Genomic DNA, 17,869 nt, shown 5'->3' on the forward strand with positions numbered 1-17,869 from the left:
TATTATTGACCAAAACCTTTTGCAATAGTATCAACGGTAGTTTTTAATAATTCTATATATGTTGGGACTGGGCCATCAGAAGTAGAAAGAGAGTCAACATAGAGTACACCACCATATTGCGCCCCGGTTTCTCGACTTACTTGTTTCGCTGGTTTATCAGAAACGGTACTTTCGCTAAACACGACTGGAATATGGTATTTTTTTACAATATCAATAACTTTACGAACTTGTTGCGGCGAACCTTGTTCTTCTGCATTAATTGGCCACAAATAAGCTTCTTTAAAACCATAATCTTTAGCGAGATAACTAAAAGCACCTTCGCTAGTAACTAACCAGCGTTTTTGCTGTGGGATTTGTGCCAATCTTTGCCGTAGCGGTGCATCAATTTTGCTAATTTCACTAGCATATATTTTCGCATTTTGGTTATAAATATCTGCATTTTTAGGGTCATATTTTACCAGTGCTGCTCGAATATTTTCAATATAGATCAATGCATTTTGGGCAGACATCCAGGCATGAGGATTAGGATTACCTTGATATTCACCTTCTCGAATAGGCATCGGTTTTATTCCTTTAGTCACAGTAACGGCAGGAATATGTTTGAAGTTTTCAAAAAAACGATTAAACCATGTTTCAAGTCCTAAACCATTCCATAAAATTAAATCAGCATTATGCGCTTTTAAAATGTCTTTAGGAGTTGGTTGATATTCATGAATTTCTGCCCCCGGTTTGGTAATTGATTGAACAGTGGCCGCATTACCGGCGACATTTTGCGCTATATCTTGAATAATAGTAAAAGTAGTGACAACGGTAAATTTTTTTGCGTATGCGATTGGATTAAAAAGAACAAGAATAGCGATTATTATTAAACCAGTAAAAGTATGCTTAGATGAAAGGTTGGATCTTTTATACATAAATATTTCCCGGTAATAAAGTAGTAAATTGCACTTTAATGAGAATGATTATCAACTATATATGAAAGATGTCAATATGATCAATTATTGTAATTGTAATGTAGATAACAGATATGAGAGCCTCTTCACAACTAAACGCTAAAGGGGGTAATTTTTATTTTTATCTTATTAGGCTATGCTAAATAGGATCAAGCCAATTAGAAGGTTGGTATAAGGTGAAATTTAAATGTTGTGGCATCATATTTATTTTTTTATTAATCGGCTGCTCAAACAAACAATCTAATAGCCCAAAAACAGTTTATCAGAATGAGTATCTACGTTATTTCATGGAGGAACAAACTGAAAGTGTCCCGTTAAAGACGCCTTATGATGTTGCAATTAGACAAGCGGCGCAACGCTATACTATTGATGAAAACTTAATTAGAGCCATTATTAAAGTGGAGTCTAACTTTCGTGTTAATGCAGTGAGTAAATCCAATGCGATAGGTTTAATGCAAGTTAAGGCTTCTACTGCTGGTCGTGATGCATATCGGTTACAAGGCAAAGCGGGGCAACCTACCACGAGTCAGCTTAAAGATCCGGTTATTAATATTGATGTGGGAACAGCCTATATACGTTTTATTCAAGATAATCATTTATTCGGTATTCATGACCCTAAAGTACTTTATTATGCAACTGTGGCTGCTTATGTTAATGGTGCTGGCGCGTTATTACGCATTTTTGATAATAATCGTCATGTTGCGATCGATAAAATTAATAAGCTGTCAGCAGAAGAGTTTTATCAACATATTCAAACAAAACACCCAAATGCACAAGCACCGCGTTATCTTTGGAAAATTAAAAATGCATACAATTCCATAGCTATGATAGATTATTTATTGATTTATATTGAGAAAAAATGACAATGGTTTTCATTATAATCTATTTTTACTAAAAATCACGGCGTTACTGATACGAAAAATTTTAGTAATGGACTAATCTAGTTTTTTATTGCTATTTAGCTGTATAATAAAGAATAAATTTAAATTAGCTTAATTTATCGAAATTTAACTAGCTGACAATTAATTTGTCACTGGTTTTTTAGTATTTTATTCTTATTATCCAAGATTTAATCTATTAATTAGACCTTCATGGTGGTAATATGCGCCGCTAAGTTAATGCAAGTACGTATTCCTTTTGCCCAATTTTGGCTGTTTTATCGCGTACATCACTTACAAGGTGAAGTAAGAAATTGCTTTAACTCACATTTAATAAAAATATATTTCTATACATGTGATCTTGCGTATGGGTCACCACTGTAAATTAAGGATTTTAAATGCCAGTTATTACTCTTCCTGACGGAAGTCAACGTCAATATGAGCATGCTGTTTCAGTAATGGATATTGCAAATGATATTGGCTCAGGCCTTGCAAAAGCCTGTATAGCCGGTCGTGTTAATGGTGAACTTGTTGATGCGAATGATCAGATTAATAAGGATGCTCAATTAGCCATTATTACGAGTAAAGATCTTGAGGGCTTAGAGATTATCCGTCACTCATGCGCACATTTACTCGGTCATGCGATTAAACAATTATGGCCAACGACTAAAATGGCAATTGGGCCTATCATTGAAAATGGTTTTTATTATGACGTTGATCTGGAACACGCTTTAACTCAGGAAGATTTAGAAAAACTTGAGCAACGGATGCACGAACTTGCTGAAAAGAACTATGATGTTATCAAAAAGCGGGTTAGTTGGCAGGAAGCAAGGGATACGTTTGTTGCTCGAGGTGAGGATTATAAAGTTAAAATTTTGGATGAAAATATTAATAAAGATGATCATCCTAGACTTTATTATCATGAAGAATATATTGATATGTGTCGTGGGCCGCATGTTCCTAATATGCGTTTTTGTCATTACTTCAAATTACAAAAAGTGGCTGGTGCCTATTGGCGCGGTAATAGCGACAATAAAATGCTACAACGGATCTATGGAACAGCTTGGGCCAATAAAAAACAGTTAGCTGCTTATTTATTACGTTTAGAAGAAGCAGCCAAGCGAGATCATCGTAAGATAGGAAAACAACTTGATCTTTATCATATGCAGGAAGAAGCTCCAGGTATGGCGTTTTGGCATAATGATGGTTGGGTAATATTTCGTGAATTGGAAACTTTTATCCGTACTAAATTGAATGAATATCGATACCAGGAAGTAAAAGGTCCATTGATGATGGATCGCATTCTTTGGGAAAAAACAGGTCACTGGGAAAACTATAAAGAAAACATGTTTACCACATCATCGGAAAATCGAGAATATTGTATAAAACCGATGAATTGCCCAGGCCATGTTCAGATATTTAATCAAGGTTTGAAATCTTATCGTGATTTGCCATTACGTATGGCAGAGTTTGGCAGTTGTCACCGTAATGAGCCATCAGGCGCTTTACATGGCTTGATGCGTGTACGTGGTTTTACCCAAGATGATGCGCATATTTTTTGTACTGAGGATCAGATTTTAACTGAAGTAAAAAGTTGCATTAAAATGATTTATCATGTTTATGCAACCTTTGGTTTTGAAAAAATTGCGGTTAAGTTGTCAACCCGGCCAGAAAAACGGATAGGTACTGATGCGCAATGGGATCGTGCAGAAAGCGATCTTGCTAAGGCATTAGGCGATATTGAATTTGATTATCAACCCGGTGAAGGTGCATTTTATGGGCCTAAAATAGAGTTTACTCTGTATGATTGTTTGGATCGGGCTTGGCAATGTGGTACTGTACAGCTCGATTTCTCATTACCGAGTCGTTTAGGTGCTTCCTATGTAGATGAAAATAATGAACGTCAGGTGCCGGTGATGATTCATCGCGCTGTTTTAGGATCACTTGAACGTTTTATTGGGATTTTAACCGAGCAGTATGCGGGTTTCTTCCCAACCTGGTTAGCACCCTTACAAATTGTTATAATAAATATCACGGATGCACAAGCTGATTTTGTACAAAAAGTAGTAAAAAAATTGAGTAATTTTGGTATTCGTGTAAAAGCAGACTTGAGAAACGAGAAGATAGGCTTTAAAATCCGTGAGCATACTTTGCGTCGTGTTCCTTATATGTTAGTTTGTGGTGATAAAGAAGTTGAATCGAATCAGGTATCTGTTCGAACCCGTGATGGGAAGGATTTAGGAACATTTGACGTCACAGAATTTGCAGAAAGAGTGCTTGATGAAATTCGCACTCGTCGTATTTATCAACTGGAGGAATAAGGTATTAAAGGCGGAAAAAGAATTCAAATGGCGCGCCCGAATCGTATTAATACGGAGATTCGTGCTTCTGAAGTTCGTTTAACTGGTTTAGATGGTGAGCAGATTGGTATTATCAGTCTAAAAGAAGCTCTTGAAAAAGCCGAGGAAGCTGGTGTTGATTTAGTCGAAATCAGTCCAAATGCCGAGCCGCCGGTTTGCCGTATCATGGATTACGGCAAGTTCCTCTATGAGAAGAGTAAATCGCTCAAAGAGCAGAAAAAGAAGCAAAGAGTTATTCAGGTAAAGGAAATTAAATTCCGACCTGGTACAGATGAAGGTGATTATCAGGTCAAACTACGCAACCTGATTCGCTTTCTGGAAGATGGTGATAAAGCCAAAATCACGTTACGGTTTCGTGGTCGTGAAATGGCGCACCAACAAATCGGTATTGATATGCTTAATCGTATCAAAAACGATTTGGATGATATGTCAGTCGTCGAATCTTTTCCAAGCAAGATCGAAGGCCGTCAGATGATCATGGTGCTTGCACCGAAAAAGAAATAGTTAGGCAACCAAGTAATAGTGTTCTATTTAGATGGAAAACTATTCGCCTAGCTAGTTAGTTATAATTAACAATGCGAAGTGGATATTTAAAATGCCAAAGATTAAAACAGTACGTGGTGCGGCAAAACGTTTTAAAAAAACTGCCAGTGGTGGTTTTAAGCGTAAGCATGCTAACCTTCGTCATATTCTGACTAAAAAGTCAACTAAGCGTAAGCGTCATTTACGACCAAAGACCATGGTTTCTAAAGGTGATCTGGGTTTGGTAGTGGCTTGTTTGCCATACGCATAAGTTTGAGTTTTTAGTTTAAGATTATCGAATTTGATTCGAAGTGATAGGAGAAATGTATGGCTCGCGTAAAACGTGGTGTAATAGCCCGCGCACGTCACAAAAAAATATTAAAGCAAGCGAAAGGTTACTATGGTGCCCGTTCGCGTGTTTATCGTGTTGCTTTCCAGGCAGTAATTAAAGCTGGTCAGTATGCTTATCGTGACCGTCGTCAGCGTAAGCGTCAGTTCCGTCAATTATGGATCGCACGTATTAACGCCGCTGCTCGTCAGAATGGTTTGTCTTATAGTCGTTTCATTAATGGCCTGAAAAAAGCCTCAATTGAGATTGACCGTAAGATCTTATCTGACATTGCTGTTTTTGATAAAGTTGCATTTGCAGCATTAGTCGAGAAAGCAAAAAGCGCGTTAGCTTAAATCTGTTAAATTAAGAGGGGCTTAGCTCCCTCTTTTTTATTATCGATGAACCGATATATTATAAATAAGAGTTATTTTATGAATAGCTGCTTGAAGATGAAAATTGTTTTTTTTCGTTTCTTTTTTTATTTTAGCACCTAAAATTTGGGGCTTTCGCGTATTTAAGAAAAGAAACGAAAAACTGCGATAAGCCTCCAAATGGAGGCTTTTTTGTTAGTAATTGCTAAAAAAATTTATTTTCAACAATGATTAGGCCAAAGGGTCGTAAGAAGAGGGAACAATGCCACATCTCGTCGAGTTGGTTGCGCAAGCAAAAGCAGCCATAGAAAAAGCTCAGGATGTTGCTGCGTTGGATTCAATGCGTGTTGAGTTTTTAGGTAAAAAAGGCCATTTAACACTACAGATGTCAACGTTGCGTGATCTACCTGCAGAAGAACGCCCTGCAGCAGGAGCCGTTATTAATCAAGCAAAACAAGAAGTTCAGCATTCATTGAATATGCGTAAAGAGCAGTTAGAAAATGTGTTATTGAATGCTCGATTAGCGGCAGAGAAAATCGATATTTCATTACCAGGTCGCCAAACTGAAAATGGTAGTCTTCATCCAGTAACCCGTACCATTGATCGTATTGAAGAATTCTTTGGCGAACTTGGTTTTACTGTTGTTTCCGGTCCTGAAATAGAAGATGATTATCACAATTTTGATGCTTTAAATATCCCTGCCCACCATCCTGCTCGAGCTTCACATGATACTTTTTGGTTTGATACTACGCGTCTATTACGCACCCAAACTTCAGGTGTTCAAATTCGCACAATGAAAGGTAAACAACCACCGATTCGTATTATTGCCCCTGGTCGTGTGTACCGAAATGATTATGATCAAACTCATACGCCAATGTTCCACCAAACAGAAGGCTTGATTGTTGATAAAAATATTAGTTTTACCAATTTAAAAGGTACACTACATGACTTTTTAAATCATTTTTTTGAAGAAAAAACCCGGGTTCGTTTTCGACCATCCTATTTTCCATTCACTGAACCTTCAGCTGAAGTCGATGTAATGGGTAAAAATGGTAAATGGTTAGAAGTGTTAGGTTGTGGCATGGTACATCCAAATGTATTACGCAATGTTGGTATTGATCCTGACTTATATTCTGGTTTTGCCTTTGGGATGGGAATGGAGCGCTTAACGATGTTACGGTATGGTGTGACCGATTTACGTGCTTTTTTTGAAAATGATCTTCGTTTTCTTAAACAATTTAGATAAGGCAGGATTATCACATGAAATTGAGTGAATTTTGGTTACGTGAATGGGTAAATCCAGCAATAAGCAGTGAAGCCTTATCAGAGCAAATGACGATGGCGGGTTTGGAGATTGATGATGTTAAACCTGTCGCCGGTCAATTCCAAGGTGTGTTAGTCGGTGAGATTGTTGAATGTGTACAACATCCTAATGCAGATAAATTGCGGTTAACAAAGGTTAATATTGGGGCTGAACAGTTACTCAATATTGTCTGTGGAGCACCCAATTGCCGTCAAGGATTAAAAGTTGCTGTGGCAACCATTGGCGCAGTGTTACCCGATAATTTTAAAATAAAAGCAACAAAACTACGCGGTGAGCTTTCTGAGGGTATGCTTTGTTCTTATTCAGAACTTGCTATTGTTAATGATCATGCAGGCATTATTGAGCTACCACACGATGCGCCTATTGGTATCGATATTCGTAATTACTTGCAACTTGATGACCATATTTTCGAAGTAAGTTTGACGCCAAATCGTGCTGATTGTTTAAGTATTTTAGGTATCGCACGCGATATTGCCGCTATCAATAACCTTGCGTTAAATACGAAAAAGATTGAACCAGTTAAAGGCACTGATGCTAGCGTTTTTCCTATTCGGGTGGAAGCGCCTATGGCGTGCCCCCGTTTTTTAGGCCGAGTAATAAAAGGCATTGATATTACAGCGTCAACCCCTATTTGGATGAAAGAAAAATTACGCCGTGGAGGGATCCGTGCTATTGATCCTGTGGTTGATATTACTAATTTTGTGTTGTTAGAGTTAGGTCAGCCCTTACATGCTTATGATCTTGATCGTTTAAATGGCGCGATAATTGTTCGCATGGCGAAACAGGATGAAACATTAGTTTTGCTTGATGACAGTGAAGTGACTATGAAGCAAGATACTTTAGTCATCGCCGATGAGAAAGGTGCCTTAGGAATTGCCGGAATTTTTGGCGGCAAGCACTCTAGTGTCAATCAAAATACCACCAATATTTTGTTAGAGAGTGCTTTTTTCGATCCGTTAACAATTGCTGGTCGAGCGCGTAATTATGGTCTTCATACTGAGGCTTCACACCGTTTTGAACGGGGTGTCGATCCACAGCTGCAATATAAAGCCATGGAACGCGCAACCCAGTTAATCCTTGAAATTTGTGGTGGTGATGCTGGAAATATTATTGATGTTAGCCATCAAACTAGCTTACCAAAAGGGGCAAAAATAACCCTGACTCGACTAAAACTAGATCGTTTAATTGGTCATAGTATCCCGGATATTAATGTTACTCAGATCCTTGAACGCTTAGGTTGCCAAGTGATTGGTAAGCAAGATAGTTGGCAAGTGGTTGCTCCATCTTGGCGTTTTGATATGCAAATTGAAGAAGATTTGATTGAAGAAGTCGCTCGTGTTTATGGTTATAATAATATACCCAATGTACCGTTACGTGCTGATTTAGTCATGACCCCTCGTTGTGAATCCGTTCTGCCATTAAAACGAGTGAAAACGTTATTAATTGATCGTGGTTACAATGAAGCGATTACCTACAGTTTTGTTGATCCTAAAATTCAGCAACTGCTGCATCCAGATTCCGATGCGATGATTTTACCTGATCCTATTTCAACGGATATGTCGGCAATGCGGCTTTCATTATTGCCAGGCTTATTAATGACAGTAATTTACAATCAAAATCGCCAACAAAATCGTATTCGACTGTTTGAAACTGGATTACGATTTCTGCCGGATCCATCAGCAGAACATGGTATTCGGCAAGAATTGATGTTAGCAGGCGTGATTACTGGCAATCGTTATGAAGAGCACTGGTTACAAGAAAAACGTGCTGTTGATTTTTTTGATATAAAAGGTGACGTTGAAGCAATACTGGAATTAACCGGAAAGTTAGACAATATTATTTATAAGGCTCACTCGAATCCTGCACTTCATCCCGGTCAAAGCGCTGGGATTTATCTGAATAATAATTATATTGGATATGTAGGTGTTATTCATCCAGAACTGGAAAATAAGCTAGATTTGAATGGTAGAACACTTGTTTTTGAATTGCTGTGGGATACTGTTGCCGAGCGCGTTATCCCTAAAGCAAATATGATTTCACGTTTCCCTGCCAATCGACGAGATATTGCTGTTGTAGTACCAGAAGAGGTAGCAACGGCGGATGTATTGGCTGAATGCAAGAAAATTGGCATAAATCATATAGTTGGCATAAACTTGTTTGACGTGTACTGTGGTAAAGGTGTAGCGGAAGGTTATAAGAGCCTTGCTATTAGCTTAATCTTGCAGGATACAAATCGTACTCTGGAAGAAGAAGAGATTGCCGCAACTGTTGATAAATGTGTTGCTGCGTTAAAACGGCGATTCCAAGCATCCTTGAGGGACTAAACCTATGGCGCTTACAAAAGCTGAAATGTCAGAAAGTCTGTTCGAAAAACTAGGTATAAGCAAACGTGATGCGAAAGACCTAGTTGAACTTTTCTTTGAAGAAGTTCGTCGTTCATTGGAAAATGGGGAGCAGGTGAAACTGTCAGGGTTTGGTAATTTTGATCTGCGTGATAAAAGTCAACGTCCAGGTCGAAATCCAAAGACTGGAGAAGATATTCCCATCACTGCTCGTCGAGTGGTGACTTTTCGACCAGGGCAAAAGTTGAAAGGCCGAGTTGAAAAGATAAAGCCTCATAAATAATGAATTATTATATGCAAAAAAGCCGCTAAAGCGGCTTTTTTATTATTTATTTATGTCAAAGTAATCTTAAAAAATAAAGATATCGTTGATAGATGAGTTATACGAGTTTTTAGCAAGTCAAACAATTTTATTGGTAAAAGTTACGTTAATAATAATTTTAAATGCACTTATTTTTGTTATTGGGTTACTTTTTTATTAATAAGAATTTTTAGGGAATCAATTAGTTTTCTATTCTACTTGAGTAACTTAAGGCAGAGTTTAAGCTTTATGCATTTATTAAGTAAATGCGTTCTAACTAGTTATATTAGAAAGTTATTGTCATGTTGATGTGTAGTTAAGCTATTTTATGATATTATAAACAACTAACTCTAAAAAAATATTAGATGAATTGCTAGTAGGTTAATCTCATGAATGATTTTCTTCCTTTTTCTCGCCCAGCAATAGGTGACGAAGAGATCCGGGCGGTAGAAAAGGTCTTACGTTCTGGTTGGATCACCACTGGGCCGCAAAATCATCAACTCGAAGAAGACTTTCGCCACAAGTTTGGTTGTCAGCATGCAATTGCTTTTTGTTCAGCAACAGCGGGTATGCATATAACGCTTATGGCCTTAGGAATTGGTCCTGGAGATGAAGTTATTACCCCCTCATTAACATGGGTTTCAACTATTAATATGATCACCTTGTTAGGGGCTCATCCAATCATGATTGATGTTGATCGTGATACTTTAATGGTTCAGCCTGATGTTGTTGAGCAGGCAATTACCCCTAAGACAAAAGCGATTATTCCGGTACATTATGCTGGTGCGCCATGCGATCTTAACGCGTTACGTGAAATTGCACAAAGAAATAACATCGCATTGATCGAGGATGCTGCTCATGCGGTAGGTACTCAATATCAAAATGAATGGATTGGGCAACAAGGCACGGCTATTTTTTCATTTCATGCAATTAAAAATATTACTTGTGCCGAGGGTGGTTTAGTTGCTACCGATGATGATGCCTTAGCGACACGCTTGCGATGTTTAAAGTTTCATGGTTTAGGTGTAGATGCCTTCGATCGACAAATACAAGGTCGTAAGCCACAAGCTGAAGTTGTTGAACCTGGATTTAAATATAATCTTTCTGATATCCATGCTGCAATCGCAGTTGTTCAGTTAAAAAAATTAGCACAGATAAATAAACGTCGTGCTGAGCTTGTTGCCTATTATCGACAAGCGCTTAGCAAGCTGCCGTTAAAAATGCTGAATGTGCCTGATTATCCCCATTTGCATGCCAATCATCTGTTTATGGTGCGAGTTGATGAAACAATCTGTGGTATTAACCGAGATAGTTTTATGGAACGCTTAAAAGAGAGGAATATTGGTACAGGTTTGCATTTCCGAGCGGCTCATACGCAGAAATATTATAGAAAACATTATCCATCACTTTCTCTACCTAATTCTGAATGGAACTCGGCTACCTTATGTTCATTACCACTATTCCCTGATATGCGCGCTCAAGATGTTGATCGCGTTGTTGCTGCTATTAATGAAATTTTTTCGGAGCTGAAATAGTGCCTTTTCAAAATGATTTTGAAGAAATAAAGAAAGTTTCTATCGTTATCCCTATTTATAACGAAGAGCAAAGTTTACCCCAATTATTGGAAAGAACATTGGCTGCTTGTCAGAGATTGAAACAGCCATATGAATTAATTTTAGTTGATGATGGTAGTGCTGATAATTCCGCTAACTTGCTAATAGCTGCGGCTGAAAATTGGGCAAATCATGTTATTGCCGTAATTTTAAATCGTAATTATGGACAACATTCTGCCATTATGGCGGGTTTTAAACAGGCAACCGGCGATCTTGTGATCACGTTAGATGCTGATTTACAAAATCCACCTGAAGAGATTCCAAATTTGGTACAGGTTGCAGAACAGGGCTATGACGTAGTCGGTACCAGACGGATGAATCGGCAAGATTCTTGGTTTCGTAAAACAGCGTCGAAAATCATTAATGTCATGATTACCAAAGCAACAGGGCGCACCATGGGCGATTATGGCTGCATGTTACGTGCGTATCGGCGTAATATTATTAACGCGATGCTACAGTGTCATGAACGTAGTACATTTATTCCCATCTTAGCAAATACGTTTGCTAGAAGAACGATCGAAATTGATGTTGCCCATGCAGAACGTGAGTTTGGTGATTCCAAATATAGCTTTATGAAGCTCATAAATTTAATGTTTGATTTACTCACTTGCTTAACAACGACTCCGTTACGTTTATTGAGTGTTGTTGGTAGTTTTATTGCGGCAAGTGGATTTTTATTGGCGGTTCTGCTAATTATCTTACGTCTTATTTTTGGTGCAATGTGGGCTGCAGAGGGTGTTTTTACGCTGTTTGCTATTCTATTCATATTTATTGGTGCGCAGTTTATCGCCATGGGATTACTCGGTGAATATATTGGCAGAATGTACAATGATGTTCGTGCCCGACCCCGTTACTTCATTCAAAAGATAGTTGGTATTCATCAAGATACTGACGAAAATCAGGAAAAAAAATAATGAAAGCTATTGTTTTTGCTTACCATGATATTGGTTGTGTGGGATTAAAGGCGCTAAAGAAGGCGGGCTTTGAAATTCAGGCTGTTTTTACACATACAGATGATCCTAAAGAGAATCATTTCTTTTCCTCAGTTGCACGCTTGGGGGCTGAGCTGGGCTTGCCTGTATTTGCGCCGGAAAATGTCAATCATTCACTTTGGATTGAACGTATTGAGAAAATGCAACCTGATGTCATTTTCTCTTTTTACTATCGCCATATGCTTAGTCAAGAATTATTGGCGTTAGCCCCTAAAGGTGCCTTCAACCTACATGGTTCTTTACTACCAAAATATCGTGGTCGCGTGCCAATTAATTGGGCTATTTTAAATGGCGAAACAGAAACTGGTGTCACGCTCCATAAGATGATAGCTAAGGCAGATGCTGGTGATATTATTGCACAGAAAAAAGTCGCCATTGATGCAACAGATACCGCATTAGTGTTACATGAGAAAATTCGTCAGGCTTCCGAACAGCTCTTGGCTGATACATTACCATTAATTAAAATGGGTGATTATTCAGCAACACCACAAGATGAGAGTCAGGCTACTTATTTTGGCCGTCGTCGCGCTGAGGATGGTTTAATCGATTGGTCTAAATCTGCTACTGAAGTGAATAACTTAATACGAGCAGTAACCGAACCATATCCGGGTGCATTTACCTATTTAGCTGAAAGTAAGATGATTGTCTGGCGTGCCCGTGTGTTAGAAAAATCACATGATAAATTACCGGGTACCATCATTTCTACTGAGCCATTGCAAATAGCCTGTGGTCAAGGCGTGCTTGAGATCCTAACTGGCCAGTGTGGATCGGGTTTATACGTTGAAGGATCGCGTTTAGCGGCTGAAATGGGCATTGTGACAGGTGTGCGTGTTGGAGCAAAACCGACGGCACAAGTAAAACGCCGTAAGCGCGTTTTAATTTTGGGGGTGAATGGTTTTATTGGTAATCACTTAACCGAACGTTTATTAGCCGATGGACACTATGATATCTATGGCTTGGATATTAGTTCTTCAGCTGTTTCACGTTTTATTAATGATCCTCGTTTTGGTGATGATCAGCGTTTTCATTTTGTTGAAGGTGATATCAGTATTCATACTGAGTGGATTGAATATCATATTAAAAAATGCGACATCATTTTGCCCCTGGTTGCTATTGCAACACCGATTGAATACACCCGTAATCCATTAAGAGTTTTTGAATTAGACTTTGAAGAAAACTTAAAGATAGTGCGTTATTGTGTAAAATATAATAAACGTATTATTTTCCCATCGACTTCTGAAGTTTACGGGATGTGTGATGATAAAGAATTTGATGAAGATAACTCTCGTTTAATTGTGGGGCCAATTAACAAACAGCGTTGGATTTATTCTGTTTCTAAACAGTTATTGGATCGCGTTATTTGGGCATATGGTGCTAAAGAAGGGTTGAAATTCACCTTATTTAGACCGTTTAATTGGATGGGCCCACGACTCGATAGTTTACATTCTGCCCGTATTGGTAGCTCAAGGGCGATTACCCAATTAATTTTAAATTTGGTTGAGGGTTCACCGATAAAATTAGTTGATGGTGGCGCTCAAAAGCGTTGTTTCACCGATATTAAAGATGGTATTGAAGCATTATTTCGTATTATTGAAAATAAAGATGAAAAATGCGATGGCCAAATTATCAATATTGGTAATCCAACCAATGAAGCAAGTATTGCTCAATTAGCTGATATGTTACTTGTCAGTTTTGAAAAACATCCGTTACGTAAACTCTTTCCTCCATTTGCTGGTCTCAAAAAGATTGAAAGTAGTAGTTATTATGGTAAAGGATATCAAGATGTTGAGCATCGTAGACCGCGCATTGAAAATGCGCGTCGCTTGCTCGATTGGGAACCAACTATTGATATGAAGCAGACTATTGATGAAACTTTAGATTTCTTCTTACAAGCTGCAGCGGAAGAATTAGGTAAAAAATAATGAAGAAAATTGGCTTAAGAATTGATGTAGATACCTATCAAGGTACCAAAGAAGGTGTGCCACAGTTATTTAAAGTGCTCGCTAAATATCAACTTCGAGCCAGTTTTTTTTTCAGTGTCGGTCCAGATAATATGGGGCGCCATTTATGGCGCCTGTTTCGACCTAAATTTTTATGGAAAATGTTAAGATCGAATGCCGCGTCACTGTATGGTTGGGATATTTTATTAGCCGGAACAGCCTGGTCAGGTAAAAAAATTGCCAATGATCTAGGTTACTTAATGAAACAAACATTGGATGAAGGTCATGAAGTTGGGCTACATGCATGGGATCATCACGGCTGGCAAGCTAATGTTGGTAAATGGCCGAGAACTAAATTGGTCGAACAAATTAAATTAGGTGTGGATGCGCTTGAAGCCGTAACGGGCGCTAGTGTGAAATGTACAGCTGTAGCAGGTTGGCGTGCCGATGAACGTGTATTAACGGCGAAAGAAAATTTTAAATTTGACTATAATAGTGATTGTCGAGGTACCCATCCTTTTCGTCCTATTTTGGCTGATGGTTCAATTGGTACCCTACAAATTCCAGTGACACTACCAACTTATGATGAAGTTGTTGGCACGTTGGTTAAAGATGAAAATTTTAATGATTTTATTATTAACGCGATGCAGGAAGATGTAGGAACGTCTGTTTATACTATTCATACTGAAGTGGAAGGTATGTCTAAATCGATGCAATTTGAGAATTTATTAGAGAGAATGATTGCAGAACAAATGGTATTTTGTCCATTGCGTGAATTAATACCAAATGATATAGATTCTTTACCACTAGGAAAAATTATTCGTTCATCTTTTCCAGGTCGTGAAGGCTGGCTAGGGTGTCAACACGAGGTATAGTGCTTGATGTTAACTAAACAGTTACAGAAAACAGGTGCTTTTTTATTAGCACTTTTTTTCATTTTTACTTATTTAGTGCCGTTAAATAGTCGATTGCTCTGGCAGCCTGATGAAACGCGTTACGCAGAAATTAGTCGAGAAATGTTGCTTCGATGCGATTGGATTGTGCCTTATTTGCTTAATATTCGCTATTTTGAAAAGCCAGTGGCCGGATATTGGATAAATAATATCAGTCAAATGATCTTTGGTGATACTAATTTTGCTGTCCGTTTTGGTGCTGTGTTTTCAACTATGATCAGCGCCGGCTTAGTTTACTGGTTAGCAATGATAATGTGGCGTAATCGAAGTGTCGCGTTTGTTGCTACTTTAATGTATGTTTCGATGTTTTTGGTATTTGCGGTTGGCACTTACAGCGTACTCGATCCAATGCTCACCATGTGGCTGACTGCTTGTATGCTATGTTGTTTTTGGTTATTAAAAGCATCAACGGTGGCTGCAAAGTTACTTGCCTGGGCCGTTATGGGGCTTACCTGTGGTATGGCCTTCATGACTAAGGGTTTTTTAGCGTTAGCTATTCCGGTGATCGTCATGCTGCCAGTTATGCTTTATCAAAAACGTTTTACTGAGATACTCAAATTTGGTGGCATAGCAATAATCAGTGCGGCATTGATAAGCCTTCCCTGGGCATTAGCTATTAATAAATATGAACCCGATTATTGGCATTACTTTTTCTGGGTAGAACATATTCAACGCTTTTCATCAGAAGATGCTCAACATAAAGCCCCTTTTTGGTTTTATATTCCAATCATTTTACTTGGTGTAATACCCTGGTTAGGGCTTTTACCTGGGGCATTATTTAAGAGTTGGCAGGAACGAAAAATCAAACCGGAAATGTTTTTTCTGCTGTGCTGGTTTATTGTCCCTTTCCTATTTTTTAGTATTGCTAAAGGTAAATTACTCACTTATATGTTGCCAGTGATGGCACCGCTTGCATTAATGATGGCCAAATATGCGGTTGATTGTGTTAAAAATCGCAATCTAGTCCCACTTAAATTTAACGGATTTACCAATATCACATTTGGCATATTGGCAATTATTACTTTGATTATTGTGGGGTTATTTGTTGATCATCCTCTATATAGCCCAGCGGAATGGCCCAAACTGGCATTAGGCATCACTGTTTTTTGTATTTGGCTGATTATTGGCTATTTTAGCCTAATATCCAATGCTAGGTATTGGTTGTGGGGGGCGGCATGTTCTCTAGCTTTGAGCTTAACGATAGGTTATGCATTACCGCAAGATACTATCGATTCTAAATTGCCACAACAATTAATTAGGCAAAATATTTCTTTGTTGGAACAAAGTAAATTTGTGCTAGCGGATAATGTTGGAGTAAGTGGAGGCCTGGCATGGGAATTACATCGAGGTAATATTTATTTATATGAAAGATCAGGTGAATTAAGATACGGTTTGAATTATCCTGATAGTGAATATCGCTTAATCAAACAAGCTAATTTTGCTAAATGGCTTAGCCAGTCACGGAAAGAAGGACAAATTTCAGTGGTGCTTTTATTACGTAGAAATGAAGGTCTGCCTGATGATATTCCTAAGCCTGATCATGTGGTTCGCAATTCAAGAATGGCAATAATGACTTATTATCAGCAGCCATGACACATTTTTTATTATTGATAATTGTTAGCCTGTTAACTTGCTTTGGGCAAGTTTGTCAAAAACAAGCGGTTATATATTGGCAAAGTGGTTTGCCGACAAAAAATAGTTTAGTCTTTAAATGGCTAGTAATAGCTATTATTTTGCTCGCGTTAGCCATGCTATTTTGGCTTAAATTATTACAAATTTTACCGCTTAGTATTGCTTATCCGATGCTAAGTTTTAACTTTGTTATCGTTACCTTGATAGGGCAATTTATCTATCAAGAAAAGATCAGTATAAAACATTGGATAGGTGTATTTATTATCATGCTGGGTATTGTTTTATTAAATATATGAAAGGTTATTTTTGGGGTATCATCAGCGTAATATTGATCACTTTCTCTCAGCTTTGTCTAAAAGCTGGCGTAACTTTATTACCTGAGTTTAAATTAAATCATCAATGGATGAATGTTAATTGGTTATTTGAAAATCTCCCTGCGTTTGGGCTGATTTTTGTCGGTTTAATTGGCTATGCTATTTCTATGGTTTGTTGGCTATTAGCCTTGAGATTTTTAGCTTTAAGTAAAGCTTATCCACTAATTAGTTTAAGCTATGTATTTGTTTATTTATTAGCGGTCACATTGCCTTGGTTTAATGAATCGGCAACATTAGTTAAATTTGTGGGTGTGCTATTAATTTTGTTCGGTATTTGGATTATTTCTCGGCCTGAAGTAAAACGGTAATAAAACAAAAAAGTGTGTAGGATATTTATTTTAATCGACAGCGTTTGCTAAAAATAAAGATCACCCATTAATAAAAACTTGTTTTTTTATTAAACGCTGATTAAAGTCATTTAGTTATCTTAAAGCGATAAAGGTGCTTTATGCTAATCAGAATTAAACACCTACTTTTTTTATTTTATCTAGCCTTAATTGGCTGTTCCTCTTCAGTGAATAGAACCGCTCCGCCATTAAAAACCCAACTTTCTGATCCTATTATGACCATCGCTCAACTAAAGGAGCAACTATTACAATGGTATGGTACGCCATATCGGTATGGTGGTTTAGCATCAAGTGGAATTGATTGTTCAGGATTTGTTTATCGAACTTTTAGTGACCGTTTTGCTATTCAATTACCGCGTACGACAGTAGCCCAAACAACATATGGTACTCGTATTGATATTGAGGAACTCATGCCGGGCGATCTGGTTTTTTTTAAAACGGGTTCTGGTGAAAATGGCTTACATGTAGGTATTTATGATACAGATAATACTTTTATTCATGCATCAACCAGTAAAGGCGTTATTCGCTCTTCATTGAATAATACCTACTGGCGCAAGGTTTTCTGGCAAGCACGTCGTATTTAAATGTCATTTTTAATTATAATAACTTTTTCGTCTTTAGCTGTAGAAAAATGAA

At 37.8% G+C, this 17,869-nt stretch carries 18 protein-coding genes and 1 other annotated feature; of the genes, 17 read left to right on the forward strand and 1 reads right to left on the reverse strand.

The annotated features are described in order from the left end of the window. Positions 1–2 precede the first annotated feature (2 nt). On the reverse strand, positions 3–914 hold the full coding sequence (locus ArsFIN_RS07680) for a metal ABC transporter substrate-binding protein (RefSeq protein ID WP_026821657.1): 912 nt from the start codon (positions 912–914) through the stop codon (positions 3–5). 326 nt (positions 915–1,240) lie between these two features. Here ArsFIN_RS07680 and ArsFIN_RS07685 point away from each other — a divergent pair, with 326 nt between their 5' ends. From ArsFIN_RS07685 to ArsFIN_RS07765, 17 genes are all read left to right on the forward strand, one after another. Continuing rightward, positions 1,241–1,816, forward strand: a complete 576-nt coding sequence (locus ArsFIN_RS07685; RefSeq protein WP_081700604.1) for a transglycosylase SLT domain-containing protein — start codon at positions 1,241–1,243, stop codon at positions 1,814–1,816. Between the two features lie 413 nt (positions 1,817–2,229). Then, positions 2,230–4,152, forward strand: coding sequence for a threonine--tRNA ligase (gene thrS / locus ArsFIN_RS07690; protein ID WP_026821655.1), 1,923 nt, complete (start codon positions 2,230–2,232; stop codon positions 4,150–4,152). A gap of 3 nt (positions 4,153–4,155) precedes the next feature. Further along, positions 4,156–4,695 carry a translation initiation factor IF-3 gene (infC, locus tag ArsFIN_RS07695; RefSeq protein WP_026821654.1) on the forward strand — a complete coding sequence of 180 codons (540 nt, stop codon included), beginning with the start codon at positions 4,156–4,158 and terminating at the stop codon, positions 4,693–4,695. A 91-nt stretch (positions 4,696–4,786) separates the two neighbouring features. After that, positions 4,787–4,984, forward strand: a complete 198-nt coding sequence (rpmI, locus tag ArsFIN_RS07700; protein ID WP_026821653.1) for a 50S ribosomal protein L35 — start codon at positions 4,787–4,789, stop codon at positions 4,982–4,984. 56 nt (positions 4,985–5,040) lie between these two features. Next, positions 5,041–5,397, forward strand: a complete 357-nt coding sequence (gene rplT / locus ArsFIN_RS07705) for a 50S ribosomal protein L20 (protein WP_026821652.1) — start codon at positions 5,041–5,043, stop codon at positions 5,395–5,397. Between the two features lie 92 nt (positions 5,398–5,489). Continuing rightward, positions 5,490–5,612, forward strand: a sequence feature (Phe leader region). After that, the gene (gene pheM, locus ArsFIN_RS28785) at positions 5,494–5,538 is read left to right on the forward strand and encodes a pheST operon leader peptide PheM (RefSeq protein WP_225507512.1); all 45 of its coding nucleotides are present in this window, start codon (positions 5,494–5,496) and stop codon (positions 5,536–5,538) included. Its footprint overlaps the feature before it by 45 nt. 65 nt (positions 5,613–5,677) lie before the next feature. Further along, positions 5,678–6,661: a phenylalanine--tRNA ligase subunit alpha gene (pheS, locus tag ArsFIN_RS07715; protein ID WP_026821651.1), complete on the forward strand. Its 984-nt coding sequence runs from the start codon at positions 5,678–5,680 to the stop codon at positions 6,659–6,661. Positions 6,662–6,675: 14 nt separating this feature from the next. Next, entirely contained in the window at positions 6,676–9,063 is a 2,388-nt protein-coding gene (gene pheT, locus ArsFIN_RS07720) for a phenylalanine--tRNA ligase subunit beta (protein ID WP_026821650.1), read from the forward strand. Positions 9,064–9,067: 4 nt separating this feature from the next. Next, entirely contained in the window at positions 9,068–9,364 is a 297-nt protein-coding gene (gene ihfA, locus ArsFIN_RS07725) for an integration host factor subunit alpha (protein WP_026821649.1), read from the forward strand. Between the two features lie 407 nt (positions 9,365–9,771). Further along, positions 9,772–10,917: a UDP-4-amino-4-deoxy-L-arabinose aminotransferase gene (gene arnB / locus ArsFIN_RS07730; protein ID WP_026821648.1), complete on the forward strand. Its 1,146-nt coding sequence runs from the start codon at positions 9,772–9,774 to the stop codon at positions 10,915–10,917. Next, the gene (gene arnC / locus ArsFIN_RS07735) at positions 10,917–11,909 is read left to right on the forward strand and encodes an undecaprenyl-phosphate 4-deoxy-4-formamido-L-arabinose transferase (RefSeq protein ID WP_026821647.1); all 993 of its coding nucleotides are present in this window, start codon (positions 10,917–10,919) and stop codon (positions 11,907–11,909) included. Before arnB ends, arnC begins: the two co-directional genes overlap by 1 nt. Further along, positions 11,909–13,909 (forward strand): bifunctional UDP-4-amino-4-deoxy-L-arabinose formyltransferase/UDP-glucuronic acid oxidase ArnA, encoded by a 2,001-nt coding sequence (gene arnA, locus ArsFIN_RS07740; protein WP_026821646.1) that lies wholly within the window; start codon positions 11,909–11,911, stop codon positions 13,907–13,909. Before arnC ends, arnA begins: the two co-directional genes overlap by 1 nt. Beyond that, positions 13,909–14,802 (forward strand): 4-deoxy-4-formamido-L-arabinose-phosphoundecaprenol deformylase, encoded by an 894-nt coding sequence (gene arnD / locus ArsFIN_RS07745; RefSeq protein ID WP_026821645.1) that lies wholly within the window; start codon positions 13,909–13,911, stop codon positions 14,800–14,802. Before arnA ends, arnD begins: the two co-directional genes overlap by 1 nt. 6 nt (positions 14,803–14,808) lie before the next feature. After that, positions 14,809–16,473 (forward strand): lipid IV(A) 4-amino-4-deoxy-L-arabinosyltransferase, encoded by a 1,665-nt coding sequence (gene arnT / locus ArsFIN_RS07750; RefSeq protein WP_026821644.1) that lies wholly within the window; start codon positions 14,809–14,811, stop codon positions 16,471–16,473. Continuing rightward, a complete protein-coding gene (arnE, locus tag ArsFIN_RS07755; protein ID WP_026821643.1) occupies positions 16,470–16,808 on the forward strand; it encodes a 4-amino-4-deoxy-L-arabinose-phosphoundecaprenol flippase subunit ArnE in 339 nt (112 codons plus the stop codon). The genes arnT and arnE overlap by 4 nt, the downstream gene beginning before the upstream one ends. After that, the gene (gene arnF, locus ArsFIN_RS07760) at positions 16,805–17,194 is read left to right on the forward strand and encodes a 4-amino-4-deoxy-L-arabinose-phosphoundecaprenol flippase subunit ArnF (protein WP_026821642.1); all 390 of its coding nucleotides are present in this window, start codon (positions 16,805–16,807) and stop codon (positions 17,192–17,194) included. Before arnE ends, arnF begins: the two co-directional genes overlap by 4 nt. A gap of 140 nt (positions 17,195–17,334) precedes the next feature. Further along, a complete protein-coding gene (locus ArsFIN_RS07765) occupies positions 17,335–17,817 on the forward strand; it encodes a C40 family peptidase (RefSeq protein ID WP_026821641.1) in 483 nt (160 codons plus the stop codon). The last annotated feature ends 52 nt before the right edge of the window (positions 17,818–17,869 follow it).

The organism is Arsenophonus nasoniae, from assembly GCF_004768525.1.
Classification (GTDB): domain Bacteria; phylum Pseudomonadota; class Gammaproteobacteria; order Enterobacterales; family Enterobacteriaceae; genus Arsenophonus; species Arsenophonus nasoniae.